The organism is Streptomyces sp. YGL11-2 (genome assembly GCF_050054615.1).
GTDB lineage: Bacteria > Actinomycetota > Actinomycetes > Streptomycetales > Streptomycetaceae > Streptomyces.
In genome coordinates this window covers 21123-42786 of record NZ_JBNHIN010000043.1, presented here as the reverse complement: position 1 = coordinate 42786, position 21664 = coordinate 21123, and the positions used below count along the sequence as shown (strand labels likewise).

The following is a 21664-nucleotide window of genomic DNA, read 5'->3' as shown; positions in this document are numbered from 1 at the left end:
CGGGGCCGCCGGGCCCTCCCCGACGGCGCCCGCAGTGGCTACCCTCGGTCACACCACTCCTCTGCGCTCCTCGCGCTCCTCCGCACCTCTCCGCACGCAAAAAAATCAGCGCCTCTCGATTCGAGCCGGAAGGCACGCACCATGCACCGGGCACTCATCGTCGTCGACGTACAGAACGACTTCTGCGAGGGCGGCAGCCTCGCGGTGGCGGGGGGTGCGGATGTCGCGGCGGCCATCACCGATCTGATCGGCCAGGCGGCCGGCGGCTGCTACCGCCACGTGGTGGCCACCCGCGACCATCACATCGACCCCGGCGGCCACTTCTCCGACCACCCCGACTTCCGGGACTCCTGGCCGGCGCACTGCGTCGCGGGCACCGAGGGCAGCGGCTTCCACCCGAACTTCGCGCCGGCCATCGCCTCCGGGGCGGTCGACGCGGTGTTCTCGAAGGGTGAGCACACGGCCGCGTACAGCGGTTTCGAGGGCGCCGACGAGAACGGCACCCCCCTCGCGGACTGGCTGCGTGAGCGCGGCGTCACCGAGGTGGACGTGGTCGGTATCGCCACCGATCACTGCGTACGGGCCACCGCCCTGGACGCGCTCGCCGCTGGGCTGCGCACCCATGTGCTGCTGGACCTGACGGCCGGGGTGGCCGCCGGGACCACCGAGCGGGCGTTGGAGGAGCTCCGCGCGGCGGGCGCGGAGCTCAGCGGCAAGCCGGTGGTCCTCGGCGGCTGACCGACCGAGCGGCCGGGCAACCCCGTCAGGCGCCCGCGGCCTGGCGGGCGGCGGGCCGCAGCAGCGCCCGTATGGGGTGCCAGGACTCCGTCTCGTCCTCCGGTGCCTCGCGCCAGACCAGGCCGTCCGGGTGGTGCAGGACGGCGGTGATCTCGTCCGGTGTCGGCGGCTCGGTGTTGCCGCGCAGGTAGACCGCCCGCAGACCGAGGTTGCGCAGCCTGGTCAGGGCGCGCTGGCGGTTCACGGCGTGCACCAGGACCCGGATACGGCAGCCGCCGTCGTAGGGTCCGCAGAGCGGGCCGTGGTCCGGTCTGGGCAGTGAAAGGGCGACCACCACGCTTCCTCCTGGAAGCCTGATGAAGCCGCCTCTGGTCATCGTCATATCTCCCCCGTGAGACTCGGCGTCAACAAGAGAACTGTAGGACGCATCTAAACGTGAGTCGACCACCGACCGCTAGGGGGTATCGGTCGATAAGGCCCTGACCTGCGATTTTTATTTTTCATTTACCTACGCGGCCCATATGGGACGTTATCGCCGAGCCGCCCTCGGCCTCCCCGGTGATCGTGATCCGGGGGCCGGTGTCAGGAACGGACGACCCGGCGACGGGGAAGATCCACCCGGCGACGGGACCGGTCGACGCCGCCGTCCGACCGCGGCGTGCGGAAGACGTACCGAAGCGGTGCGCCGCTTCGGTACGCCTTCGGCACGCCGCTTCCGCGCGCCGCTTCGGTACGCGGGGCGCCGGCGGCGGAACCGGAGCATCCGGTCCCAACTCCCCTCTACGGCACCCCACTTGATCAAGTGCCGTACGCTGCCTACGTGTTACGGATATCGGACACCGCGCACCGGAAAATTTTTCCCCGATCCGGACGGAGCCGGGGACCCTTCGGCCGCCGAGGTATATGCCCGCCGGGCATGCGCCCCCGCCCTCAACAGGCAGGACGTCGCCGGGGGTTTCCTGTCGGACAAACCTGCAACGAGCCCGTGCGCCCCCTGTGCTTCCGACCCGTGGGTAAGGTCACGCTTACCTGGCGTTCCGCTCGGGCAGAAGGGACCGTAGGCTCGTCCGATGGCGCGCCCTTGAGCCGACCCCCTGCCGACCCTCCGAGGACGGATTCCGCCATGCCTCGTCCGACTGCCACCCAGCTCGTCTACGGTTCGGCCACCGTCTTTCTCTCCACCCTCGCGATGCTGCTGCTCTCCCAGACGCAGACCGGGATCGGGGTCGCGGTCATTGCCATCGCCGGGCTGGGGCTCGGGCTGCTGGTCGCGATGACGGTCCCGATGCCCGGTATGTCGCGGGTGGTCCGCCGGCACACCGCCCGCGTCAAGTCCCCTGCCGCGCCCGCCCCGTTGACGGCGGTACCGGCCCCGGCCGAGCGCTTCGCGCCGCCGCGTCCGCGTGCCGGGGCCCGGGTCGGCGAGCACTCCCGCTGACCCGGCGCCGGCGCCCGCTCAGTCCGTGGCCACCACCACGGTCCGGGCCGCCTTGTCGTGCAGGCACTGCTGGTACGGCTTGTCCCAGGTGCACCACAGGACGTTGACCAGCCAGAAGATGAAGCCGCAGCACGGCACGATCTCCGGCAGGGTGTAGACGGCGGCCCGGGTCCAGCCCGCCTGGGTGGTCGGCACCGACCCGTTGGAGAGCATCGCGACCCGGATCTTCATCGCCATCTTGCCGACGGTCTGCCCGCGGCTGGTCAGCATCAGCCCCTCGTAGATCAGGTACACCAGCATCGTCACCCCGGACACCGTCGCCTGCTTGCTGGTCTCGACGTTGTTGGTGCTGAAGTAGTCCACCCAGCCGACGATCGCGTTCATGATCAGGGTGACCGGTACGCCGATGATGATCGCGTCGATGATGCGGGCGAGCAGCCGCTTGCCGCGGTTCGCCAGCGGCGGCATCCCGGCCAGCGGATCGGCCCCGTACTCCCCCGCGCCATAGGGGCCACCGGCGGGCGGGCCGCCGTAGGGGCCGCCACCGTAGGACGGCGGGGGGCCGCCGGGCGGGGGCGGCGGGCCTCCGGGAGGCGGGCCACCCGGGGGCGGGCCGCCGGGGGGTGGGGTTCCGCCCGGGGGTGGCGGGGTGCCGGGCGGGGGCGGCGGGCCTCCGGGAGGCGGGCCACCCGGGGGCGGGCCGCCGGGGGGTGGGGTTCCGCCCGGGGGTGGCGGGGTGCCGGGCGGGGGCGGGGCGCCGCCCCCGCCGCCCGGTCCGCCGCCCGGTCCGGCGCCCTGCGCGGAGCCGTTGCGCGGTGCGCCGTTGGACGGAGCGCCGCCCGCCGAGGGCTCCGACGGCTTCTTCGGGAACGGCTCGTCCTCCGGCGGTTCACCCGGGCCGGGCCGGGGCTGGTCGGTACTCATGGCCCGAGTCGACCCCCTGCGGACGGCCGCCGCATCCGGCGACGTCCGTTCGGCGGAGCCGGGCCGCCGGGCCGGGTGACAGGGGGACGGGGGCCGGGTGACAGGGTGACGGTCAGTCGGATCCCGGCCGGTCGGCGACGAAGGTACGGGCGAACTTGTCGTGCCAGCACTGCCGCCACGGCTGGTCGAACAGGCACCAGAGGACATTGACCACGCCGACGCCCAGCATCCCGAGCACGCCGTAGAACAACCAGCGCCTGATCGCCTGGCCCAGCTCCGGGGTGTCGTGGCTCTCGATGTCCAACACCCGTACGCCGCACAGCTTCTTGCCCAGCGTGCGGCCCCACTTGAGGGTCGGCAGGATCTCCAGGAGACCGCCGCCGATCAGGAAGACGGCCAGGATCGTGAGGAAGACCGGCGCGGTGGTGCCGTCGACCAGATACACCGTCACCGTCTGGCCGGACTGCTTGGCCGCCTCGACCTTGGCGTCGATGTGGTCGGTGACCGTGGACCACAGGGGCAGCGCCACCGCCAGGGTGAGCACGGCCAGCAGCAGGGTGTCGACGAGCCGGGCCGCGAACCGGCGGCCGAGGGGCGCCGGGTGGCCCTGCTGCGCCTGCGCGGCGGCGAAGAAGACGTCGGCGGTCGGCGGCTTCCAGGGGATGACCCCGTCGTCGCCCGGGGCACCCGTACCGCCCGGAGCACCGGCACCACCCTGCGGCGGGAAGCCGGGCGACGGCGCCGCCGGGGACTGCTGGGCGGGCGGCTGCTGGGCGGGCGGCTGCTGGGCCGGGGTCCGGTCGGGGGTGCCGACGGACGGCAGGGACTGGGGCGTACCGCCGGCGGGCGGGGCGGAGTTGGACCGGCCGTTGGACGGGAGCCGGAAGGCCATCGTCTCGCTCTTGGGGGCGGGCTTGCCGCCGGCGTCCGGCCGTACGGCGCGGAACGCGGTGGTGCCCTGGTCCCCGGACGGCTTGCCGCCGCCGGGCCGCACCGCGCGGATGGCGGTGGTGCCCTGGTCGCCGGAGCGGGGGCGGGCCCCCGGGTTGACGGCGCGGATGGCGACCGTCCCGTCGGCGGGGGCGTCGGGCGTGCGCGGGGCGTCCGGGGCCGGGTCGGCGGACGGCGGGGTGCCGAGGCCGTCACCGGACGCGCCCTCGCCGGTGTCGGACCCGCGCTGCGGCGGGAGGGTGCCCCAGGAGGCGCCGCCGGACGGAGTCCCGGCCGGGGCCTGGTCGGGCGAGCCCCAGGAGACCCGGCCGTCCTCCCCGAAGCCGCTCTGCCGGGAGGCGTCGGCGTGCCAGGAGGCGGCCGGTTCCGGGCCGGAGCCGTGCAGCCGGGCCGGGTCGTCCCAGGCGGCGCCGGGGGCCTCGACCTCGCCGCGGGGGCGCACCACCGGGGTCGCGGCGCCGCTCGCCGGGTCCGCCTCGTCCAGGAAGACCGGGCCGGTCTCCTCGACGGAGGCCGGCGCCGGGGTCACGCCGGGCGGCGGTGCGGGCATCGCCTCGCCGTCGGCGGGGGCGGGGCGGCTGGTGCCCGGCACCCATGCGGCACCGTTCCAGTACCGGATGTAGCCGGGGATGGACGGGTCCGGGTAGAAGCCTGGCGTGGGGCTGCCGCCGGCGGATCCTGAGGTAGGGGCGCTCATGTCCGAAGTCCCGTATCTGTTCTCGGCCTGGTGGGTGTCGGGGTGCAGTCTGCCGCAACGCGGCGTCCACATCTATCAGACCCCGGGTCGCACGGGTGCTCGTGCCCTGCCCGACCACCTGGAAGAGACCCCGGAAAAAAGTTGTACGAAGTCGTGTAAGGGTCCGGCGCCCACCGCCTCTCTCCTGTGGCGGGCCCGCTCACGGGTCGCGCACAGGGAGTTGGAGAGAGGCGGAACCCATGCACACCGTGGTGGAACGAGAGCTGGAACTGGGAATGGTGCTGTCGCCGGAGCGGACCATTCCGGTGCCCGCGCGGCTGGCCTACCGGACGGACGACCCCTATGCCGTCCATGTCACCTTCCATGTCGGGTCGGACTCGCCCGTCAACTGGACGTTCGCCCGCGAACTGCTCGTCGAGGGCGTCTTCCGGCCGTCCGGCGAGGGCGACGTACGGGTCTGGCCGACGAAGCTGGACGGCCGCAGCCTGGTCTGCATGGCGCTGGCCTCGCCGGACGGCGACGCGCTGCTGGAGGCGCCGGCCGCGGCGGTCTCGGCGTGGCTGGAGCGCACCCTGCGGATCGTGCCGCCGGGCTCCGAGCACGCGCACCTGGGCATCGACGAAGGGCTGAGCGAACTGCTCGCGCTGGCCTCCCGGGACGACGCCCGGACGGACGCGCCGTGGCCGTCGGACGAGGCCCCGGAGCCGGGGGCGTGAGGGGGTGCCGGTCCGCGCCTTACGCCCCCGTTCACGCGCCTTACGCCCCCGTTCAGTCGCCGCGGTACGCCTCCAGCAGGCGCAGCCACACCTCGCTGATCGTCGGGTAGGCGGGCACCGCGTGCCAGAGGCGTTCGATGGGGACCTCCCCGGCGACCGCGATGGTGGCGGAGTGCAGCAGTTCACCGACGCCGGGCCCGACGAAGGTGGCTCCGAGCAGCACCTCGCGGCTCAGGTCGACGACCATCCGGGCCCGGCCGCGGTACCCCTCGGCGTACAGGGACGCGCCGGCCACCGCGCCGAGGTCCTGGTCGACGACGCGGATGCGGTACCCGGCGCGTTCCGCCTCGGCGGCGCTCATGCCCACCGCGGCGGCCTCGGGGTCGCTGAAGACGACCTGCGGGACGGCGTCGGTGTCGGCGGTGGCGGAGTGCGCGCCCCAGCGGTCGGTCTCCAGGAGGGGGACGCCGCGGGCGCGCGCGGCGATCGCGGCGCCGGCGATCCGGGCCTGGTACTTGCCCTGATGGGTGAGCAGGGCGCGGTGGTTGACGTCGCCGACGCCGTAGAGCCAGCCGTCGCCGACCGCCTTGACCCGGCAGCTGTCGTCGACGTCCAGCCAGCTGCCGGGCGCGAGCCCGACGGTCTCCAGTCCCAGGTCGTCGGTGCGCGGGGCCCGGCCCGTGGCGATCAGCAACTCATCGGCGATGATCTCGGCCTCCTCCCCGCCGTCCAGGACAACGGTGACCGGCCCGCCCGGCGCCTCCCGCCGGACCTCTCGCACCTCGACTCCCGTACGGAGGAACACCCCCGCCTCGGCCAGCGATTCGGCGACCAGGTGCCCGGCGAACGGCTCCATGCGGGGCAGCAGCCCGTCGCCGCGGACCAGCAGCGTCACCGAGGAGCCCAGCGCCCGCCACGCGGTCGCCATCTCGACGCCGACCACTCCGCCGCCGACGATCACCAGCCGGCCCGGGACGCTCTGCGCGCTCGTGGCGTCCCGGCTGACCCAGGGCCTCGCCTCGGCCAGGCCGGGGATGCCGGGCAGCAGCGGGCGGCTGCCGGTGCACACCGCGACCGCGTGCCGGGCGGTCAGCGTCCGCCCGTCGTCGACGGTCACCCTGCGGGGCCCGGCCAACCGGCCGTGGCCCCGTACAAGATCGACACCGACCGAGTCCAGCCAGCGGACCTGCCCGTCGTCCTTCCAGTACGAGGCGTACACGTCGCGGTGGGCGAGCACGGCAGGTGGGTTCAGCGGCCCGCCGACCGCCTCATCCAGGCCGGGGACCCGGCGCGCCTCGGAGCGGGCGGTGACCGGGCGGAGCAGTGCCTTGCTGGGCATGCAGGCCCAGTAGGAGCATTCGCCGCCGACCAGTTCGCTCTCCACGAGGACCGCGCTCAGCCCGGCGGCGTGCACCCGGTCGGCGACGTTCTCGCCGGTGGGCCCGCCGCCCAGCACGATCACGTCGTAGGTGTCGGTGGCGGTCCCGCCGCCGTCCGCTTCGGTCGCTCGCTTCGCTGACATCGGCGCTCGCTCCCTGCTGGGCGTGGGCCGGGCCGGGTCCCGGGCCCCTATCGGCCATCCTCGGCCCGGCGCCGCCTCAGCGCATCCGGCGCTCGACCGCTTCCTTCGCCTCGGCGAGCCCGGCGCCGGTGATCTCCCGGTACAGCTTGATCGCCTGGATCTGCTTGCCCTCCGCCAGCAGCTCGTCGAGCTGCGCCATACGGGGGTCCTGAGGCTGCTCCGCACCGACATGGGCCATCAGGAGGTCCACCTTCTCCTCCAGCCGCGCGAGGCGACGCTCCAGCGGCTTGTTACGACTGGGGGTGATGGTGGAGCCGAGCACGGCGGCGGCGAGAACGAAGACGGCTATGGAGGTGAAGGTTGTGTCCATGACGGGAATCCTATGGGCCGGAACGGACACGCAGTTGATCTCAGGCGGTCAACTCCCCCGCCTTTACGGCGGCCACGAAGGAGGACCAGCCGGCCGCCGGAACCACGAGTATGGGACCGCGCGGATCCTTCGAGTCACGGACGGGGACGGCGCCGGGGAAACCGTCGGCGACCTCAACGCAATTCGCGTTCTCAGACCCGCTGTACGACGACTTGCGCCATGTGATGAGCGCCGAGGCGTCAGGAATGCGGTTAGCTTTCATCGGCGTACTCTTTCAGGTAACGGCGAATCAGATCGAGAGATTCACTTTCCGGAAGAGCCTTTGAACGCGCAACATCAAAGCGCTGGGCAAGCTCAACAACCTTCTTTGGCGAGTCTACTGCCTCGCCGGAGGCAAAGCTCTCGACGAGAGCCGTCGTCGTGCCGTCCTTCAAGGTCAGCAGGATCAGACTTCCACCCATCAGCGCATGCAACGCCCGGTCAAACGGGAGCACTTGAATGGTGACATGCGGGTTTTCGGCCATTTGCAACAGGTGCTCAAGTTGCCGGCACATGGCATCTTTGCTGCTGGTTACACGCCTTATGGCCGCTTCGTCAATGATTGCCCAGTAAAGTGGCGGGGAGTCGCTGGCGAAGATTTGCTGGCGCTTCATACGGGCGGCGACACGTGCGTCCAGTTCGTTCAGAGCCTCCGCAGCCAAGTCCTCACGGAAGCACTCACGGGTGTACTCCTCCGTCTGAAGCAGCCCTGGAATGATGCTGCTCGTAAAGACCTGAATCCGGATCGCATCACTCTCTTTGCGGACGAACTCGCGGCTGTAGTTGGCGATCAGGCTGTCCTGCGCCATGCCCAGCAATTCGAGGAACAGGCCGTCGGCACTGAAGTAGTCGTCCAACGCTTGCGCCAACGCTTCCGACGGCAGCTGCTCCCCGCGCTCCACGCGGCTCAGGTACGTATGCGGATACCCCACCCGTTCAGCAAGCGCCCGTTGGGAGAGTTGCGCAGCTTCCCGCAGGCGACGCAACCGGCGCCCCAGCAGCGTACGCGGAGTGGCCTTGCCGTCGTCCTCGTGCAGTTCCATGGCTCGAACACGCCTTCAACTCGCTTGTCCACAAGGGACGTTTGGTGACAGGCCAAGCGTGTACTCGGCGCTCCTCATCAGCAATGGTGGAAGCGGAAAGCCCCTCTTTCGGGGCGTTCTCGCCAAGCCCACAAGCCACACGCGGGAAACCCCCGCGACCGTCCGACCGGTCCGGGGGCGTGGCCACCAACTTCAGGGAGTTGATGACGCGATGAACCGTATCGCGAGCCTGTTCACACCGCTGCTGTGGCTGTTATTTCCAGCCTCCGGGCGGCACCGGGCTCCCACCTCGCCGCCCCGCACCGCGCACCGCAGGAGCGCACCGACGGCACGTGCTCTGCCTACCGCGACCTTCCGCCCGCCGGTGCTCCTGTGGAGCGCGGAGAGCCTCCTCCTCCGCCCGTATGTCCTCACCGAGAAGGAGCGCCGGGAGCGGCGGTTGCGGCGCGGGCGGCGCCGCGCCCTGTGGCTGGCCGTGCACGGGGTCGACATCGACCCCCGCCACACACACGGAGTGGAGGTGTACGCCACATGACGGGCCTGGGCCACATGAACAGCGGCACCCCGCGACTGCTGCCGTGGGCGAGTCCGGACGGCAAGCCGTGCTTCCTCCTCCCGGGCGACGGGACCGGGTACGTCTCCCGGCTCGCCGACCGGGTGGAGCGGGAGCAGCTCGGCTCGGCAGCCGTACTCGTCGACGAGGCGCGGAAGGTGCTCCACGGGCGGGCTTGGACGTCCGGTGAACTGCACCTTCTGGCCGTCGAGTTGACCGAGTCGCTCGACACCGTGCACCGGGTCGCGGAGAGCCGCGGCGCGCGCCTGCCCGTAGCCGACGACGAGAACGACGGCTACGAGGACGACGACCGGATCGACGGCCACGCGGACGGCGGCGACATGCTGCGCGCCCTCCCGAACCCCGATTCACCGATCACTCGGTGAATCGGGGTGGCGCCCCCGACGGGACGCACCAGGCGGGGCGTCGGCGGCGGCAAGGCGCTCGGTCCCGCCGCGGTCGAGGGCGCGTTCCGGGGCGGCGGCGATCCGCTCGCGGGCGGGACCCGGGCCGCCCGGGGAGTGGTCGGCAGAGGGTCGGGCGCGTTGCCGAGTGCGGCGTCTCCGGCGGTCCACCGGCCATTCGCCATGACATGTCCGGACTGCGGCGCCCGTCACCAAGGAATCTGCACACAAGGGTCACGGGGGCGCCACATGGCCTACGCGTCGGGACCGAGGTGTGCCGCTAGCGTTGCTCGCCGCCCGTTCCCGCGTGCGAATTTTGGTCAGGTCGTCGGTGCCCCTGGCGGCGCAGTCAGCACAGAAAGATCCCTGATGGACTACTGCTCGTCGTGCAGTCGGACTCTCAACGGGGCACTGGTGTGCCCCGGGTGCGGCGAATACGCCCCGGACATAGCCCCGCCTGCCCGCGGCCGACACGCAGCGGCGGCCGCCGCCCCCGCGGCGTGGGACGCATGGAATCCAGCGGGCTTCGCGGCTCCTGGACACGACGCGGACGCGGGAGCTCACCACGCCCATGCCGCCCCCACCGCCGACGGCGCATCCGGGGTCGAGCTGCCGGACGGGGCGGAGGCCGGTGCGTTCGGCGGCTCCGACGCCGCGGCCTCGACCGGGCAGGGACGAGCGGCCCGGCGCCGTCAGCTCGCGCGGTGGAAGAAGCACCGGCGCCGGGCTGCGGCCGCGACCGCCGTTGCCCTGGTCGGCGGCGGCCTGACCGTCTCTCTGCTGCAGAACAAGCCCTCCGCCGGCCACACCCAGGCGGCCACGACGCCGGACCCGGAGCGCGGGTCCGTTCCCGGAACCACGACGCTCGCCTCCGCACCGGGGGCGGATCCCAACAGCCGGGCCGCACAGCACCGCGACACCCGCCCGTCTGCGACGGCCGGCCGCGATCAGAGCACCGCTGCGACGCCTCCCTCTGCCACGACGTTCCGGCATCCGGATTCCGTCGCCACGGCCCACCCGGCCGCGGCGCCGCGCACGGTGTCGCACGCCGCGCCCGCGCCGGCCGAGCGACCGCACGTCGACCATGCCGCCGCGGCAGCACCGGCACCCGCGGCCACCGCACCCGCCGGCACCGGCAGCACCACTCCGGCGCGCCCCGCACCGGCCGCTTCCACACCGCCGACGGCCCAGCCGACGTCCCCGACGAACGTGTGCCTGCTGGGACTCGTCTGCGTCGGCTCCTGACCGACACCGCGGAACCGGGAACGGGGACCGGGGCGCGCCTGCCCGACCACACCGGTCCCGGCATCGGGAGCGGCCGTTGTCATGGTCGCCCGGACAAGCCCTGGCAGTCCGGATAAGTCCTGGTAGTCCGAACAAGTCCTAGTACAGGGCCTCGCCCATCGGGGAGGCGTCACCGATGACGTAGGCGCGGATCGACGCCAGGTAGTCATCACGGCCCACCCGGCCGTCGCCGTCGCCGTCCAACGCGTCGAAGGCGGCAGCCGCGTTTCCGGGCGCATTGTTCAACGCGGTGCGCAGGAGCGTGAATTCGGCCTTGTCCAGGGCGCCGTCCCCGTCGGCGTCGGCGAGGTCGAACAGCGCGCCCAGGGCGAACCGGCAGACGTTGTCGAACTTGTCGGCGCCGACCCATGCGTCGTATTCCTCGAAGGTCAGCTTCCCGTCGCCGTTCGCGTCCATCGCTCCCCACGCCGTGTGGGCTTCGGCGCGGGCGGCGACGACGAGCGGGTCGTCCTCCGAACGTCCCGTGGCCTGGACGGCCCGGTCGACCCGGGAGAGGTAGTCGTGCGCCGAGATGGTCCCGTCGCCGTCCCCGTCCATCATGGCGAAGATGCGCCCTCGCCCGGCGGTGGCGGCTGTGGCGATGGTACGGCCCACTGGAGATCTCCCCTGCTCGTTTCCTGAACGACGAAGATTCGTCCGGCGCTTGCTACCCGCCGTGTTCCGTGTTCCATACGACCGGAGTCGACCGGAAGGTACTCGGCGGGAGGAGCGGCGCGCGTGGTGGCGCGCCGGGCGGGCCGTGCGCGGGCTGTGCGCTTCGAGGCGCCGGTGCAGCGGGGTGTTCCCTGGGTAGGCCGAGGCCACAGAGGTACGGGACGTGTGGAGGGAATGTGTTCGCTAGGCGTGGCACGGCGGTGGCGCTGGGGTCGCTGATGCTGGTGGGGTCGTCGTTGGTCTGGGCGCCGGCCGGTCAGGCAAGGACGGGCCCGGAGGGCGGCGTCGCCTGCACGGGCCATAGTGAGGGCCGGTACGACCCGCCGCTCACCCTCCAGTCCAGGCCGACCCGCGTCCACGCGGGCATCACGTACGCCTGCACCGACACCCACGGCCGGACCGTCCCCGCCACGGGCTCCTTCGACTCGGGCTCGCGAGTGGCCTCGTGCGTCGCCGTGTCCGGCGGCGGCGGGACGGAAACCGTCCGATACGCCGACGGCGGCAGGTCGCTGATCGTCTACGACAGGGCCACCGCCCTCCGCGTCGCCGGCGTCCTGGTCGTCGTCCAGCGGGGCCGGGTCACCGACGGACGTGGCAAGGGGCACTCCGTACAGCGGACCATCACCGGGCTGCCCCGGGCGCTGCCCACCGCGTGCCTCACGTCCGGCCTCCAGGGAGTCAGCAACGAGGTTCGGCTGGAGATCGCGCCGTAACTCCCCTGCGGGCGTGTGAGACACAGGGCGCGTGCGAGGACCGAGCCCGCATTGCGGAAGCCGGCAGTGGACCGCCAGTCCCCTGGCCTGTCGGACAGCCCCTGGAACCCCTACCAGTGACGTAGGGGCCGGTTCTGAGCGCGCCCGCGGATGCCGTGATGCCGTAGCCGGTGTCAGGGGTGCGCTGGGAAGTGGGTGTCGGCGCCCATGGCGGCGAGGGCGCGTTGCGAAGCGAGGTCCTTGTCGAGGGCGTAGTCGCAGGAGTCCTTGTGGGCGTGGTCGTTCCAGTACATGACAGCGCCGATCTGGGGGTGGGCGACCACGTACGTGGTCATGGCGTTGATGTACGAGGGCCGGATGTCGGGGTGGGTGAAGGGGACGCTGCCCCACTCCGGGATGAACACCGGCTTGCCTTTGGCGTGGGTGGTGCTCCAGGTCAGTGCCGGGCCGAAGACGGCGTCGGGTTTCGTGGCGGTCCTGGCCGGGTCTGCGTAGTTGCCGCTCTGCTGCTTCGTGCAGCCGCCGGACACGTAGCCGTCGGCCCCGACCACGTCCACGTACGGGGCGCCGGGCCAGAAGTTGTTGGCGACGCTGTCCTGATGGAAGCCGCTCGCGGTGAGGATCCACACCCAGTGCAGGCGGCCGCCGTTCTGGGCGTTCAGGTGTGCGTGGGCCGCCAGTTGGTACACGTGGCGCCAGGCGGCGACGAACTGTGCCGGTTTCCCCTTCCCGGCGTCGATCTTCGCGTTCGGTTCGTGATTGAACGACACGTAGATCGCGTTCAGGTGGTGGGTGGTGGCGGCGGTGTTGACCGCACGCAGGAATTTCAGCACGGTGGCGTCCGATGCGCCTGCGGCGATCGACGCCCAGTCCCGGTTCTTTCCCGTACCGAGACTGGTCAGCAAAGTGGCCCCGGAGTGCAGGGCGCTGGTCTCGTCCGTGGAGGGAAACGCGCCGGCGGTGTCGATGGTGTCGTAGGTGCGCACGATCGCCGACGCCCGGCCGAGGTGTGTCAGACCGGACAACTGGGCGTCGCCGCCGAACAGGACGCCCGACGACGCCCCGGTCGAAGGGGAGGGCCCCGGCGTGGCGGAACCCGAAGTGGTCGGCGCCGTTGCGGCGACCGGTGCCACCCCGGAGGCGTTCGGGGTTTCATGGCCTGAACAGCCGGTAACCGCCGCTGTGATCATGGCGAGACATGCAGCGGCGGACGCCACACGGCGACGGCTGCTGAACACCCGGGACACGCGCATAAACTCTCTTCACCTCGTCCGGAAGCTTCCGCAGGCGCACTTTCCAGGCCGCGGGAGAACGCAGGCTGGCAGCCTTCCTTGTGGATTCCTTGTGGATTCCTTGAGGATCCTGAAGCCGCTTCCACACTCCGGGCGGCCGCACCGCCGGCGAGGCAGGACGACGTGGGGCGAGACGGGAGTCAGGGGCAATACCAGGGGCACAGGGCCAGTTCGGCCATCTGGCCTGCTGAGACTCTGCTCCTCGGCGGATTCGGCAGCCGCCGGGTCGCTGGCATCGCCCCTAGAACATCTTCCCCGGGTTCAGAATGCCCAGCGGGTCGAAGACCTGCTTGATGCCGCGGTGCAACGCGATGCCGTCCGGGCCCAGTTCGCGGGCGAGCCAGTCCTTCTTGAGGACGCCCACGCCGTGTTCGCCGGTGATGGTGCCGCCCAGGCGGAGGCCGAGGGCCATGATCTCGTCGAAGGACTCGCGGGCGCGCCGTTCCTCGTCGGGGTCGGCGGGGTCGAAGCAGACCAGGGGGTGGGTGTTGCCGTCGCCGGCGTGGGCACAGACGCCGATGGTCAGGTCGTACTTCTCGGCGATGGCGGTGGTGCCGTCGAGCATGGCGGCGAGCTGGGAGCGCGGTACGCAGACGTCGTCGATGAGCATGGCGGGCCTGATGCGCTCCAGGGCGGGGAAGGCCAGCCGCCGTGCCTGGAGGAGGAGTTCGGACTCGGCGGCGCCCTCGGCGGGGACGACCTGGGTGGCGCCGGCCGCCTCGCACAGGGCGCCGACGGCGGCGAGGTCGGCGGCCGGGTCGGGGGTGTCGAAGGCGGCCAGCAGCAGCACCTCGGTGGTCTCCGGCAGCCCCATCTGCGCCATGGCGTTGACCGCGCGGATGCTGGTGCGGTCCATCAGCTCCAGGAGGGAGGGGGTGTGGCCGCCGGCCATGATGGCGCAGACCGCCTCGCCGGCGGCGGACACGGAGGCGAACTCGGCTACCAGGGCGAGTTGCTGGGGCGGGGTGGGCTTCAGGGCCAGGGTGGCGCGGACGACGACGCCGAGGCTGCCCTCGGAGCCGACGAAGAGGCGGGTGAGGTCGTAGCCGGCGACGCCCTTGGCGGTGCGGCGGCCGGTGGTGATCAGCCGGCCGTCGGCGAGGACGACGTCCAGACCGAGGACGTACTCGGCGGTGACCCCGTATTTCACGCAGCACAGGCCGCCGGCGGCGGTGCCGATGTTGCCGCCGATGGTGCACATCTCCCAGCTGGAGGGGTCCGGCGGGTAGTACAGGCCGTGCTCGGCCACGGCGCGGGAGAGCACGGCGTTGATCACGCCGGGCTCGACGACCGCTATCCGGTCGACGGGGTTGATCTCCAGGATGCGGTCCATCTTGACCAGCGAGAGGACGATGCAGCCGTCGGTGGCGTTGGCGGCGCCGGAGACACCGGTGCGGGCGCCCTGCGGGACGACCGGGACGCGCAGCGCGGTCGCGGTGCGCATCACGTGCTGGACCTGTTCGACGGTGCGCGGCAGGACGACGACGGCGGGGGTGCCGGCCGCGCAGAAGTTCGCCGTGTCCCGGGCGTAGGAGCCGGTGACGTCGGGGTCGGTGAGCAGGGCTTCGTCGGGGAGCCCGGTGCGCAGTCGCTCGATGAGGTCCATGACCTCACCTTCGCATCCGTGGGCCGTACACGGAAGATCGTGTACGGCCCACGGAGGGGGCCTCCCGCCGGCTGGACGGCGCCGGCCGGGGCCGGATCAGAGGTTGCCGCGCCGGTCCTGCTCGCGCTCGATGGCCTCGAAGAGCGCCTTGAAGTTGCCCTTGCCGAAGCCGAGGGAGCCGTGCCGCTCGATCATCTCGAAGAAGACGGTCGGGCGGTCCTGGACCGGCTTGGTGAAGATCTGGAGCAGGTAGCCGTCCTCGTCGCGGTCGGCGAGGATCTTCAGCTCGCGCAGCTCGTCGAGGGGCACGCGGGTGTCGCCGACCCACTCGCCGAGGGTGTCGTAGTACGAGTCGGGCACGTCGAGGAACTCCATGCCCGCCGCCCGCATCTGACGGACCGTCGAGACGATGTCGTTGGTGGCCAGTGCGATGTGCTGGACGCCGGGGCCGCCGTAGAACTCCAGGTACTCGTCGATCTGCGACTTCTTCTTGGCGATGGCGGGCTCGTTGATCGGGAACTTGACCTTCTTGGTGCCGTCCGCGACGACCTTGGACATCAGGGCGGAGTGCTCGGTGGCGATGTCGTCGCCGACGAACTCCTTCATGTTGGTGAAGCCCATGACCTTGTTGTAGAAGGCGACCCACTCGTTCATCCGGCCGAGTTCGACGTTGCCGACGCAGTGGTCGATGGCCTGGAAGAAGCGCTTCGCCGGGGCGGCGACGATCGGGTCGGCCGCCACGTAGCCCGGCAGGTACGGGCCGTCGTAGCCGGAGCGCTCGACGAGGGTGTGCCGCGTCTGGCCGTAGGTGGCGATGGCGGCCCGGACGACGGTGCCGTGCTCGTCCGTGGTCTCGTACGGCTCCTCCAGGCCCGTCGCGCCGTGCTCGACGGCGTAGGCGTACGCGGCGCGGGCGTCCGGCACCTCGATGGCGAGGTCGACGACGCCGTCGCCGTGCGCCGCCACATGGTCGGCGAGGAAGCGGCCCCAGTCGGTGGTGGGCTTGACGACGGAGGTGAACACGAACCGGGCACCGCCGGATTCGAGCACGTAACTGGCCGTCTCCCGGCTGCCGTTCTCCGGTCCCCGGTAGGCGACGCGCTTCATGCCGAAGGCGGTGGAGTAGTAGTGCGCGGCCTGCTTGGCGTTGCCGACGGCGAAGACGACCGCGTCCATCCCCTTGACCGGGAAGGGGTCCGCCTGCCGGGCCGTGCCGGGGATGGTGGGCTTGGTGTGCATCGTGGTGTCTGCCATGGCCGCAGAGTCCCGCCGATCCGCAAGGTGCGCAATAGTTTGTGTATCTGCTGGGCATTCTGTATAGCTAGCTGGGGGTTACACCGGGCGTTCTGTACATCATGACCATCGAAATCGGAGGCTGCGGCGATGGCGATCGATCATTTGGACGGGGCCCTGCTGGAACTGCTGGCCCGGGAGCCGCGGATCGGCGTGCTGGAGGCGTCCCGGCGGCTGGGGGTGGCCCGCGGGACGGTGCAGGCGCGGCTGGACCGGCTTCAGTCGAATGGAGTGATCAGGGGCTTCGGGCCGGACGTGGACCCGGCGGCGCTGGGCTATCCGGTGACCGCATTCGCGACACTGGAGATCAAGCAGGGTCAAGGCAGCGCCATCCGGGCGCACTTGGCGACCGTGCCGGAAGTACTGGAGCTGCATACAACGACGGGACATGGGGACATGCTCTGCAGGCTCGTCGCGCGGTCGAACGCCGATCTGCAGAGGGTGATCGACCGGGTTGTGGGCTTTGATGGCATCGTGCGGGCTTCGACAGCGATTGTGATGGAAAATCCCGTTCCGCTGCGGATCATCCCGCTGGTGCAGCAGGCTGCGGGGGACTGACCGGCGGCGGGCGGCGACGGGCGCGGCGGGCGGTCCGGGCGAGCGACCGAGGAGGCGACGGGTGAGCTTCTGGGAGTACGTCGGCAGCCGGCACGCCCAGCTGCTCACAGACACGTACCAGCACGCCAGCGCCGTCTTCCAGTGCATGGTGATCGCGACCGTGCTGGGCGTCGCCCTCGGCGTCGCCACCTACCGCAGCGAATGGGCCGGCGCGCTCGCCACCACCGCCACCGCCACCGTCCTGACCATCCCGTCCCTGGCCCTGATCGGTCTGCTGATCCCGATCGTCGGCCTCGGCGTCGCGCCGACCGTCATCGCGCTGACGCTGTACGGGCTGCTGCCGGTCGTCCGGAACGCCATCGTGGGGCTGCGCGGGGTGGATCCGGCGCTGGTCGACGCGGCCAAGGGCATCGGGATGTCGCGCGCCGCCCGGCTCTTCCGCGTCGAACTCCCGCTGGCCTGGCCGCCGATCCTCACCGGCATCCGGGTCGCCACCCAGATGCTGATGGGCATCGCGGCCATCGCCGCGTTCGCCTCCGGTCCCGGCCTCGGCAACGAGATCTTCCGCGGCATCGCCTCGCTGGGCAGCGCCAACTCGCTCAACCAGGTGCTCTCCGGAACGCTCGGGATCGCCGTCCTGGCCCTCCTCTTCGACGCCGCCTACGTCCTGATCGGACGCCTGACCATCCCCAGGGGGATCCGTGCCTGAGACGTACGGGAACGGCAGCAGCACGGAGACCACCGCACCGGCTGCCGCGAACCCGGCCGCCGCGGGCGCCGGCATCCGGCTGGAGAACCTGACGAAGGTCTATCCGGGCACCGCGGGACCGGCCGTCGACAACGTCAGCATGGAGATCAGGGCCGGCGAGACGGTGATCTTCGTCGGGCCGTCGGGCTGCGGGAAGTCCACCACGCTGAAGATGATCAACCGGCTGATCGAGCCGACCTCCGGGCGGATCAGGATCGGCGACGAGGACGTCACCGACATCGACCCGGTCAAGCTGCGCCGCAAGGTCGGCTACGCGATCCAGGCGTCCGGCCTGTTCCCGCACATGACCGTCGCGCAGAACATCGCCCTCGTGCCGAAGATGATCGGCTGGTCCGCGGCGCGCACGAAGAACCGGGTCGAGGAGATGCTCGACCTGGTCGGCCTGGACCCGGGAGAGTTCCACGGGCGCTACCCCCGGCAGCTCTCCGGCGGGCAGCAGCAGCGCGTCGGGGTGGCGCGGGCGCTGGCCGCCGATCCGCCGGTGCTGCTGATGGACGAGCCGTTCGGCGCGGTCGACCCGATCACCCGCGACCACCTCCAGGACGAGCTGATCCGGCTCCAGCACGAACTGCACAAGACCATCGTCTTCGTCACCCACGACTTCGACGAGGCGATCAAGCTCGGCGACCGGATCGCGGTGCTCCGCGAACGCTCGCACATCGCCCAGTTCGACACCCCCGAAGCCATCCTCACCAACCCGGCGGACGACTTCGTCTCCGGGTTCGTGGGCGCCGGGGCGGCGCTCAAGCGGCTGAACCTGACCCGGGTCCGGGACGTGGGCGTCGTCGACTTCCCCACCGCCCGGGTCGACGACCCGCTCCAGTCGATCTTCGACCTGCTGCGCGACGGCGCCACCAACGAAGTGCTGCTGCTGGACCGGCACCGCCGCCCGTACAAGTGGCTGCGCCGCGGCGACCTCTCGCGGGCCAAGCAGTCGCTGGCACGGGCCGGGACCCTGGTCGCCGACACGGTCACCCGGGACGCCACGCTGCGGGACGCGCTGGAGGCGGTGCTGACCGACAACGCGGGCCGGGTCGCGGTCACCGGGCGGCGCGGCGAGTACATCGGTGTGGTCGACATGGAGACGCTGATGAACAACGTCCACGAACTGCTGGAGGCGGACCGCCTGGACGCCATGGAGCACCAGCACGAACTCCAGCTCCAGCGCGCCCACCGCACCCAGCTCGCCCAGGAGGGCCTGGACGGCGCGGGCGGGCCCGAGGGCGGTCCGGGGGGCCGGGCATGACGGCGGGCGACGGCGGCGGGGCGGGCCGGGAGGTGCCGCGGGGCGGCGAGCGGCCCGCGAGGGCGCTGCCCGAGGACGAGGAGGTCGTGGCGGCGGACCGGGAGCCGGCGTCCAGGGAGGCGCCCACCCCCTCCGCGGCCCGCGGGGAGCGCCGGATCAGCTGGCAGAAGTGGACGTTCATGCCGTCCTTCCTGGTCCTCGCGCTGCTCGCCACCTGGCTGTGGTTCCGCGGCGCCCGGCTGGACTCCATCGCCCACCAGGCGGTCGACAACGGCAAGGTGTGGCTGGCGCTGCGCCAGCACATCGAACTCACCGCCGTCTCCACCCTCTTCGTACTGATCATCGCGATCCCCCTGGGCATCGCGCTGACCCGAGCCGGGCTGCGCCGGCTCACCCCGTTCGCGATGGCCGTCGCCAACCTGGGGCAGGCGGTGCCGGCGCTGGGCCTGCTGGTGCTGCTGGTCATCTGGCTGGGCATCGGCGCCCGTTCGGCGATCACCGGCATGGTGATCTACGCCGTGCTGCCGGTGCTGGCCAACACCATCGCCGGGCTGCGCGGGATCGACCCGACGCTGACCGAGGCCGCCCGCGGCATCGGGATGTCCCCCATGGGCGTCCTGGGCAGGGTCGAACTCCCGCTGGCCGTACCGCTGATCCTGGCCGGGGTGCGGACCGCGCTGGTGCTCAACGTCGGCACCGCGACCCTGGCCACGTTCGGCGGGGGCGGCGGGCTGGGCGACCTGATCTCGGCGGGCATCATCACCCAGCGGATGCCGGTACTGGTCCTGGGCTCGGTGCTGACCGTGGCGCTGGCGCTGCTCGTCGAATGGCTGGCGTCGCTGGCCGAGCTGCTGCTGCGGCCCCGCGGGCTGGAGGTGGCGGCCTGATGGCGGGCCGCGGAGCCCGCCGGCGCGGGCGCGCCCTCGCAGCGGTCTGCGCGCTGCTGCTGGCGCTGGCCGCGCCGGCCGGCTGCGGGCTGGTCAGCGGCAGCCCGATGTCCGACGGCGTCAGGCCCGGTACGGTCGGCCGGGGCCTGCCCCTCAAGGGCGCCCAACTCACCGTCACGTCCAAGGAGTTCACCGAGAACATCATCCTCGGCCAGATCATGGGCCTGGTCTTCAAGGCGGCCGGCGCCACCGTCATCGACAAGACCAACATCCAGGGCACCATCGGCGCCCGCGAGGCGGTGCGCACCGGCACCGCGGACGGCATGTACGAGTACACCGGCACCGGCTGGATCACCCACCTCGGCCACACCAAGCCGATCCCCGACGTCCAGAAGCAGTGGGAGGCCGTACGGGACGCGGACCGGAGGAACGGCATCGTGTGGCTGCCGCAGTCACGGCTGAACAACACCTACGCGCTGGCGCTCAACGCCGCCAACAACAGGAAGTACCGGGTCCGCACCCTCTCCGACGTCGCCGCGCTGCTGAAGCGGGACCCGGGCGCGGTCACCCTGTGCGTGGAGAACGAGTTCGCCACCCGCAACGACGGGCTGCCCGGTATGGCGCGGGCGTACGGCATGGACATCCCGTCCGGCAACATCCGCAAGATGACCGGCGGCGTGGTCTACACGGAGGCGTCCCAGGGGAAGTCCTGCACCTTCGGCGAGGTCTTCACCACCGACGGGCGGATCCGGGTCATGGGCCTGACCGTGCTCGACGACGACAAGCACTTCTTCCCGAACTACAACGCGGCGCCGGAGATCAACGCCAAGGCGCTGGCGAAGTACCCGCAGATCGCCGAGGTGCTGGCGCCGGTGACCGCGGCGCTGGACAACACCGTCGCCCAGTCGCTCAACCGCAAGGTCGACGTCGAGGGAAAGGACCCGCACGACGTCGCCAGGAAGTGGCTGGTCGACGAGGGCTTCATCAAGGTGGGGTGAGGAACGAGGAGGGGTGGGGCCGAGGAGGGGTGGGGGCCGACCGGGCGGGCGTCAGCAGGTGGGGACGGCGCCGCCGGTGCGGAGCGCCTTGAGGGCGTCCACCGCGCCGCCGAGCGTGGTGATGGGGATCAGCCGCATGCCCCGCGGCAGCTCGGCGCGGGCGTCGGTGCACTCCTGGCGGGGCACGAGGAAGACCGTGGCGCCGTCGCGGTGCGCGGCCTGGGTCTTGAGCGGGACGCCGCCGACCGCGCCGACCGACCCGCCGGCGTCGATGGTGCCGGTCCCGGCGACGGTCCGGCCGCCGGTCAGGTCGTGCCCGGCGCCGTCCCCGTCGAGCTTGTCGATGATCCCGAGGGCGAACATCAGGCCGGCGCTGGGCCCGCCGACGTCCGCCAGGCTGAGGGTGACCCTGACGTCCTTCGGCGACTTGTGGAGCTGCCCGAGGGCCGCCTGGGTGGCGCTGTCCTGGGACTGCTTCATCTGCTCCGCGTTGTGCTCGGCGATCTCCTCGGTGTTGTTGCCCACCGGGTAGACGGACTGGCGCGGCATCACGGCCTGGTCCGTCCGGAACCACGCCGTGACGATGTCCGGCAGGTGGACGGAGGCGTCCGGGCCGGTCGCCGTGATGGAGGTCATCCGCAGCTGCCCGCTGGTGGCCCGGGTGCCGGCGCCGGAGATGGTGATCACCGGCTTGCCCTTGTCGTCACCGAGGACGTTGGCCGTGATACCCGGATACGCGACCGAGTACGGCAGCGGTGCGAGCGCCGCGGTGACGAGCACGGCGAGGACGAGGGCGGTGCAGATCAGCAGGGCGCGGGCGCGTGAGGACACCCCGCCAGCCTAGATGACCCCCGCCCCACCGGCCCCGCGAGGTCCTGTCGTCACGCTGCCGTCGTCCGCCCGATCGGCAGGCAGGCGGAAGTTTGACGACAGGGCCTGGGCACCGGG

The 21664-nt window shown here is 71.8% G+C and carries 24 protein-coding genes; 12 read left to right on the top strand and 12 right to left on the bottom strand.

The genetic code is table 11. The features are described 5' to 3' along the window. Window positions 1–141 precede the first annotated feature (141 nt). Window positions 142–738, top strand: a complete 597-nt coding sequence (locus tag ACO1BR_RS33390) for an isochorismatase family protein (RefSeq protein WP_426798846.1) — start codon at window positions 142–144, stop codon at window positions 736–738. Window positions 739–763: 25 nt separating this feature from the next. Here the strand turns inward: ACO1BR_RS33390 and ACO1BR_RS33385 are convergent, their stop codons facing one another. After that, window positions 764–1114, bottom strand: a complete 351-nt coding sequence (locus ACO1BR_RS33385; RefSeq protein ID WP_426798868.1) for a hypothetical protein — start codon at window positions 1112–1114, stop codon at window positions 764–766. Window positions 1115–1861: 747 nt separating this feature from the next. On the opposite strand from ACO1BR_RS33385, the gene ACO1BR_RS33380 reads away from it, so the two are divergent. Continuing rightward, on the top strand, window positions 1862–2176 hold the full coding sequence (locus tag ACO1BR_RS33380; protein WP_159503555.1) for a hypothetical protein: 315 nt from the start codon (window positions 1862–1864) through the stop codon (window positions 2174–2176). Between the two features lie 18 nt (window positions 2177–2194). Here ACO1BR_RS33380 and ACO1BR_RS33375 read toward each other — a convergent pair whose 3' ends face one another. After that, on the bottom strand, window positions 2195–3100 hold the full coding sequence (locus ACO1BR_RS33375) for an RDD family protein (RefSeq protein WP_426798845.1): 906 nt from the start codon (window positions 3098–3100) through the stop codon (window positions 2195–2197). A gap of 112 nt (window positions 3101–3212) precedes the next feature. After that, window positions 3213–4748 (bottom strand): RDD family protein, encoded by a 1536-nt coding sequence (locus tag ACO1BR_RS33370; protein ID WP_426798844.1) that lies wholly within the window; start codon window positions 4746–4748, stop codon window positions 3213–3215. 239 nt (window positions 4749–4987) lie between these two features. Between ACO1BR_RS33370 and ACO1BR_RS33365 the strand changes: the two genes are divergently transcribed. Then, a complete protein-coding gene (locus ACO1BR_RS33365; protein ID WP_426798843.1) occupies window positions 4988–5464 on the top strand; it encodes an SsgA family sporulation/cell division regulator in 477 nt (158 codons plus the stop codon). 52 nt (window positions 5465–5516) lie between these two features. On the opposite strand, the gene ACO1BR_RS33360 is transcribed toward ACO1BR_RS33365, so the two are convergent. From ACO1BR_RS33360 to ACO1BR_RS33345, 4 genes are all read right to left on the bottom strand, one after another. Then, window positions 5517–6986, bottom strand: coding sequence for a dihydrolipoyl dehydrogenase family protein (locus ACO1BR_RS33360; RefSeq protein WP_426798842.1), 1470 nt, complete (start codon window positions 6984–6986; stop codon window positions 5517–5519). Window positions 6987–7062: 76 nt separating this feature from the next. Continuing rightward, window positions 7063–7356 carry a ribosomal protein L7/L12 gene (locus ACO1BR_RS33355; protein WP_426798841.1) on the bottom strand — a complete coding sequence of 98 codons (294 nt, stop codon included), beginning with the start codon at window positions 7354–7356 and terminating at the stop codon, window positions 7063–7065. 40 nt (window positions 7357–7396) lie between these two features. After that, a complete protein-coding gene (locus ACO1BR_RS33350) occupies window positions 7397–7618 on the bottom strand; it encodes a DUF397 domain-containing protein (RefSeq protein WP_426798840.1) in 222 nt (73 codons plus the stop codon). After that, window positions 7608–8438, bottom strand: coding sequence for a helix-turn-helix domain-containing protein (locus tag ACO1BR_RS33345; RefSeq protein ID WP_426798839.1), 831 nt, complete (start codon window positions 8436–8438; stop codon window positions 7608–7610). The genes ACO1BR_RS33350 and ACO1BR_RS33345 overlap by 11 nt, the downstream gene beginning before the upstream one ends. A gap of 364 nt (window positions 8439–8802) precedes the next feature. On the opposite strand from ACO1BR_RS33345, the gene ACO1BR_RS33340 reads away from it, so the two are divergent. The 3 genes from ACO1BR_RS33340 (at window position 8803) to ACO1BR_RS33330 (ending at window position 10640) form a co-directional block, all read left to right on the top strand. Beyond that, window positions 8803–8973 carry a hypothetical protein gene (locus ACO1BR_RS33340; RefSeq protein ID WP_426798838.1) on the top strand — a complete coding sequence of 57 codons (171 nt, stop codon included), beginning with the start codon at window positions 8803–8805 and terminating at the stop codon, window positions 8971–8973. Next, window positions 8970–9377 carry a hypothetical protein gene (locus tag ACO1BR_RS33335; protein ID WP_426798837.1) on the top strand — a complete coding sequence of 136 codons (408 nt, stop codon included), beginning with the start codon at window positions 8970–8972 and terminating at the stop codon, window positions 9375–9377. The genes ACO1BR_RS33340 and ACO1BR_RS33335 overlap by 4 nt, the downstream gene beginning before the upstream one ends. Window positions 9378–9764: 387 nt before the next feature. Next, on the top strand, window positions 9765–10640 hold the full coding sequence (locus ACO1BR_RS33330; RefSeq protein ID WP_426798836.1) for an SCO2400 family protein: 876 nt from the start codon (window positions 9765–9767) through the stop codon (window positions 10638–10640). A 138-nt stretch (window positions 10641–10778) separates the two neighbouring features. Here the strand turns inward: ACO1BR_RS33330 and ACO1BR_RS33325 are convergent, their stop codons facing one another. Continuing rightward, window positions 10779–11294 (bottom strand): EF-hand domain-containing protein, encoded by a 516-nt coding sequence (locus ACO1BR_RS33325; RefSeq protein WP_426798835.1) that lies wholly within the window; start codon window positions 11292–11294, stop codon window positions 10779–10781. Window positions 11295–11530: 236 nt separating this feature from the next. Between ACO1BR_RS33325 and ACO1BR_RS33320 the strand changes: the two genes are divergently transcribed. Continuing rightward, a complete protein-coding gene (locus ACO1BR_RS33320) occupies window positions 11531–12067 on the top strand; it encodes a hypothetical protein (protein ID WP_426798834.1) in 537 nt (178 codons plus the stop codon). A gap of 173 nt (window positions 12068–12240) precedes the next feature. Here ACO1BR_RS33320 and ACO1BR_RS33315 read toward each other — a convergent pair whose 3' ends face one another. The 3 genes from ACO1BR_RS33315 to hppD form a co-directional block, all read right to left on the bottom strand. Beyond that, a complete protein-coding gene (locus ACO1BR_RS33315; protein WP_426798833.1) occupies window positions 12241–13200 on the bottom strand; it encodes a glycosyl hydrolase in 960 nt (319 codons plus the stop codon). Between the two features lie 400 nt (window positions 13201–13600). Continuing rightward, window positions 13601–14965: an FAD-binding oxidoreductase gene (locus ACO1BR_RS33310; protein WP_426798832.1), complete on the bottom strand. Its 1365-nt coding sequence runs from the start codon at window positions 14963–14965 to the stop codon at window positions 13601–13603. A gap of 96 nt (window positions 14966–15061) precedes the next feature. Continuing rightward, a complete protein-coding gene (hppD, locus tag ACO1BR_RS33305; protein ID WP_426798831.1) occupies window positions 15062–16219 on the bottom strand; it encodes a 4-hydroxyphenylpyruvate dioxygenase in 1158 nt (385 codons plus the stop codon). A 129-nt stretch (window positions 16220–16348) separates the two neighbouring features. Here hppD and ACO1BR_RS33300 point away from each other — a divergent pair, with 129 nt between their 5' ends. From ACO1BR_RS33300 to ACO1BR_RS33280, 5 genes are all read left to right on the top strand, one after another. After that, on the top strand, window positions 16349–16816 hold the full coding sequence (locus ACO1BR_RS33300; RefSeq protein ID WP_043264532.1) for an Lrp/AsnC family transcriptional regulator: 468 nt from the start codon (window positions 16349–16351) through the stop codon (window positions 16814–16816). A 61-nt stretch (window positions 16817–16877) separates the two neighbouring features. Continuing rightward, window positions 16878–17525: an ABC transporter permease gene (locus ACO1BR_RS33295; RefSeq protein ID WP_159503544.1), complete on the top strand. Its 648-nt coding sequence runs from the start codon at window positions 16878–16880 to the stop codon at window positions 17523–17525. Beyond that, window positions 17518–18831: an ABC transporter ATP-binding protein gene (locus ACO1BR_RS33290; RefSeq protein WP_426798830.1), complete on the top strand. Its 1314-nt coding sequence runs from the start codon at window positions 17518–17520 to the stop codon at window positions 18829–18831. The genes ACO1BR_RS33295 and ACO1BR_RS33290 overlap by 8 nt, the downstream gene beginning before the upstream one ends. Further along, window positions 18828–19718: an ABC transporter permease gene (locus ACO1BR_RS33285; protein ID WP_426798829.1), complete on the top strand. Its 891-nt coding sequence runs from the start codon at window positions 18828–18830 to the stop codon at window positions 19716–19718. The genes ACO1BR_RS33290 and ACO1BR_RS33285 overlap by 4 nt, the downstream gene beginning before the upstream one ends. Then, window positions 19718–20716 carry a glycine betaine ABC transporter substrate-binding protein gene (locus ACO1BR_RS33280; RefSeq protein WP_426798828.1) on the top strand — a complete coding sequence of 333 codons (999 nt, stop codon included), beginning with the start codon at window positions 19718–19720 and terminating at the stop codon, window positions 20714–20716. Before ACO1BR_RS33285 ends, ACO1BR_RS33280 begins: the two co-directional genes overlap by 1 nt. A gap of 51 nt (window positions 20717–20767) precedes the next feature. Here ACO1BR_RS33280 and ACO1BR_RS33275 read toward each other — a convergent pair whose 3' ends face one another. Beyond that, a complete protein-coding gene (locus ACO1BR_RS33275; protein ID WP_426798827.1) occupies window positions 20768–21547 on the bottom strand; it encodes a S16 family serine protease in 780 nt (259 codons plus the stop codon). Window positions 21548–21664: the final 117 nt, after the last annotated feature.

Excerpts from the sequence above, each read along its gene's own strand:
- ACO1BR_RS33390 (WP_426798846.1), top strand. The coding sequence starts at position 142 with ATGCACCGGGCACTCATCGTCGTCGACGTACAGAACGACTTCTGCGAG.
- ACO1BR_RS33385 (WP_426798868.1), bottom strand. The coding sequence starts at position 1,114 with ATGACCAGAGGCGGCTTCATCAGGCTTCCAGGAGGAAGCGTGGTGGTC.
- ACO1BR_RS33380 (WP_159503555.1), top strand. The coding sequence starts at position 1,862 with ATGCCTCGTCCGACTGCCACCCAGCTCGTCTACGGTTCGGCCACCGTC.
- ACO1BR_RS33375 (WP_426798845.1), bottom strand. The coding sequence starts at position 3,100 with ATGAGTACCGACCAGCCCCGGCCCGGCCCGGGTGAACCGCCGGAGGAC.
- ACO1BR_RS33370 (WP_426798844.1), bottom strand. The coding sequence starts at position 4,748 with ATGAGCGCCCCTACCTCAGGATCCGCCGGCGGCAGCCCCACGCCAGGC.
- ACO1BR_RS33365 (WP_426798843.1), top strand. The coding sequence starts at position 4,988 with ATGCACACCGTGGTGGAACGAGAGCTGGAACTGGGAATGGTGCTGTCG.
- ACO1BR_RS33360 (WP_426798842.1), bottom strand. The coding sequence starts at position 6,986 with ATGTCAGCGAAGCGAGCGACCGAAGCGGACGGCGGCGGGACCGCCACC.
- ACO1BR_RS33355 (WP_426798841.1), bottom strand. The coding sequence starts at position 7,356 with ATGGACACAACCTTCACCTCCATAGCCGTCTTCGTTCTCGCCGCCGCC.
- ACO1BR_RS33350 (WP_426798840.1), bottom strand. The coding sequence starts at position 7,618 with ATGAAAGCTAACCGCATTCCTGACGCCTCGGCGCTCATCACATGGCGC.
- ACO1BR_RS33345 (WP_426798839.1), bottom strand. The coding sequence starts at position 8,438 with ATGGAACTGCACGAGGACGACGGCAAGGCCACTCCGCGTACGCTGCTG.
- ACO1BR_RS33335 (WP_426798837.1), top strand. The coding sequence starts at position 8,970 with ATGACGGGCCTGGGCCACATGAACAGCGGCACCCCGCGACTGCTGCCG.
- ACO1BR_RS33330 (WP_426798836.1), top strand. The coding sequence starts at position 9,765 with ATGGACTACTGCTCGTCGTGCAGTCGGACTCTCAACGGGGCACTGGTG.
- ACO1BR_RS33310 (WP_426798832.1), bottom strand. The coding sequence starts at position 14,965 with ATGGACCTCATCGAGCGACTGCGCACCGGGCTCCCCGACGAAGCCCTG.
- hppD (WP_426798831.1), bottom strand. The coding sequence starts at position 16,219 with ATGGCAGACACCACGATGCACACCAAGCCCACCATCCCCGGCACGGCC.
- ACO1BR_RS33300 (WP_043264532.1), top strand. The coding sequence starts at position 16,349 with ATGGCGATCGATCATTTGGACGGGGCCCTGCTGGAACTGCTGGCCCGG.
- ACO1BR_RS33285 (WP_426798829.1), top strand. The coding sequence starts at position 18,828 with ATGACGGCGGGCGACGGCGGCGGGGCGGGCCGGGAGGTGCCGCGGGGC.
- ACO1BR_RS33280 (WP_426798828.1), top strand. The coding sequence starts at position 19,718 with ATGGCGGGCCGCGGAGCCCGCCGGCGCGGGCGCGCCCTCGCAGCGGTC.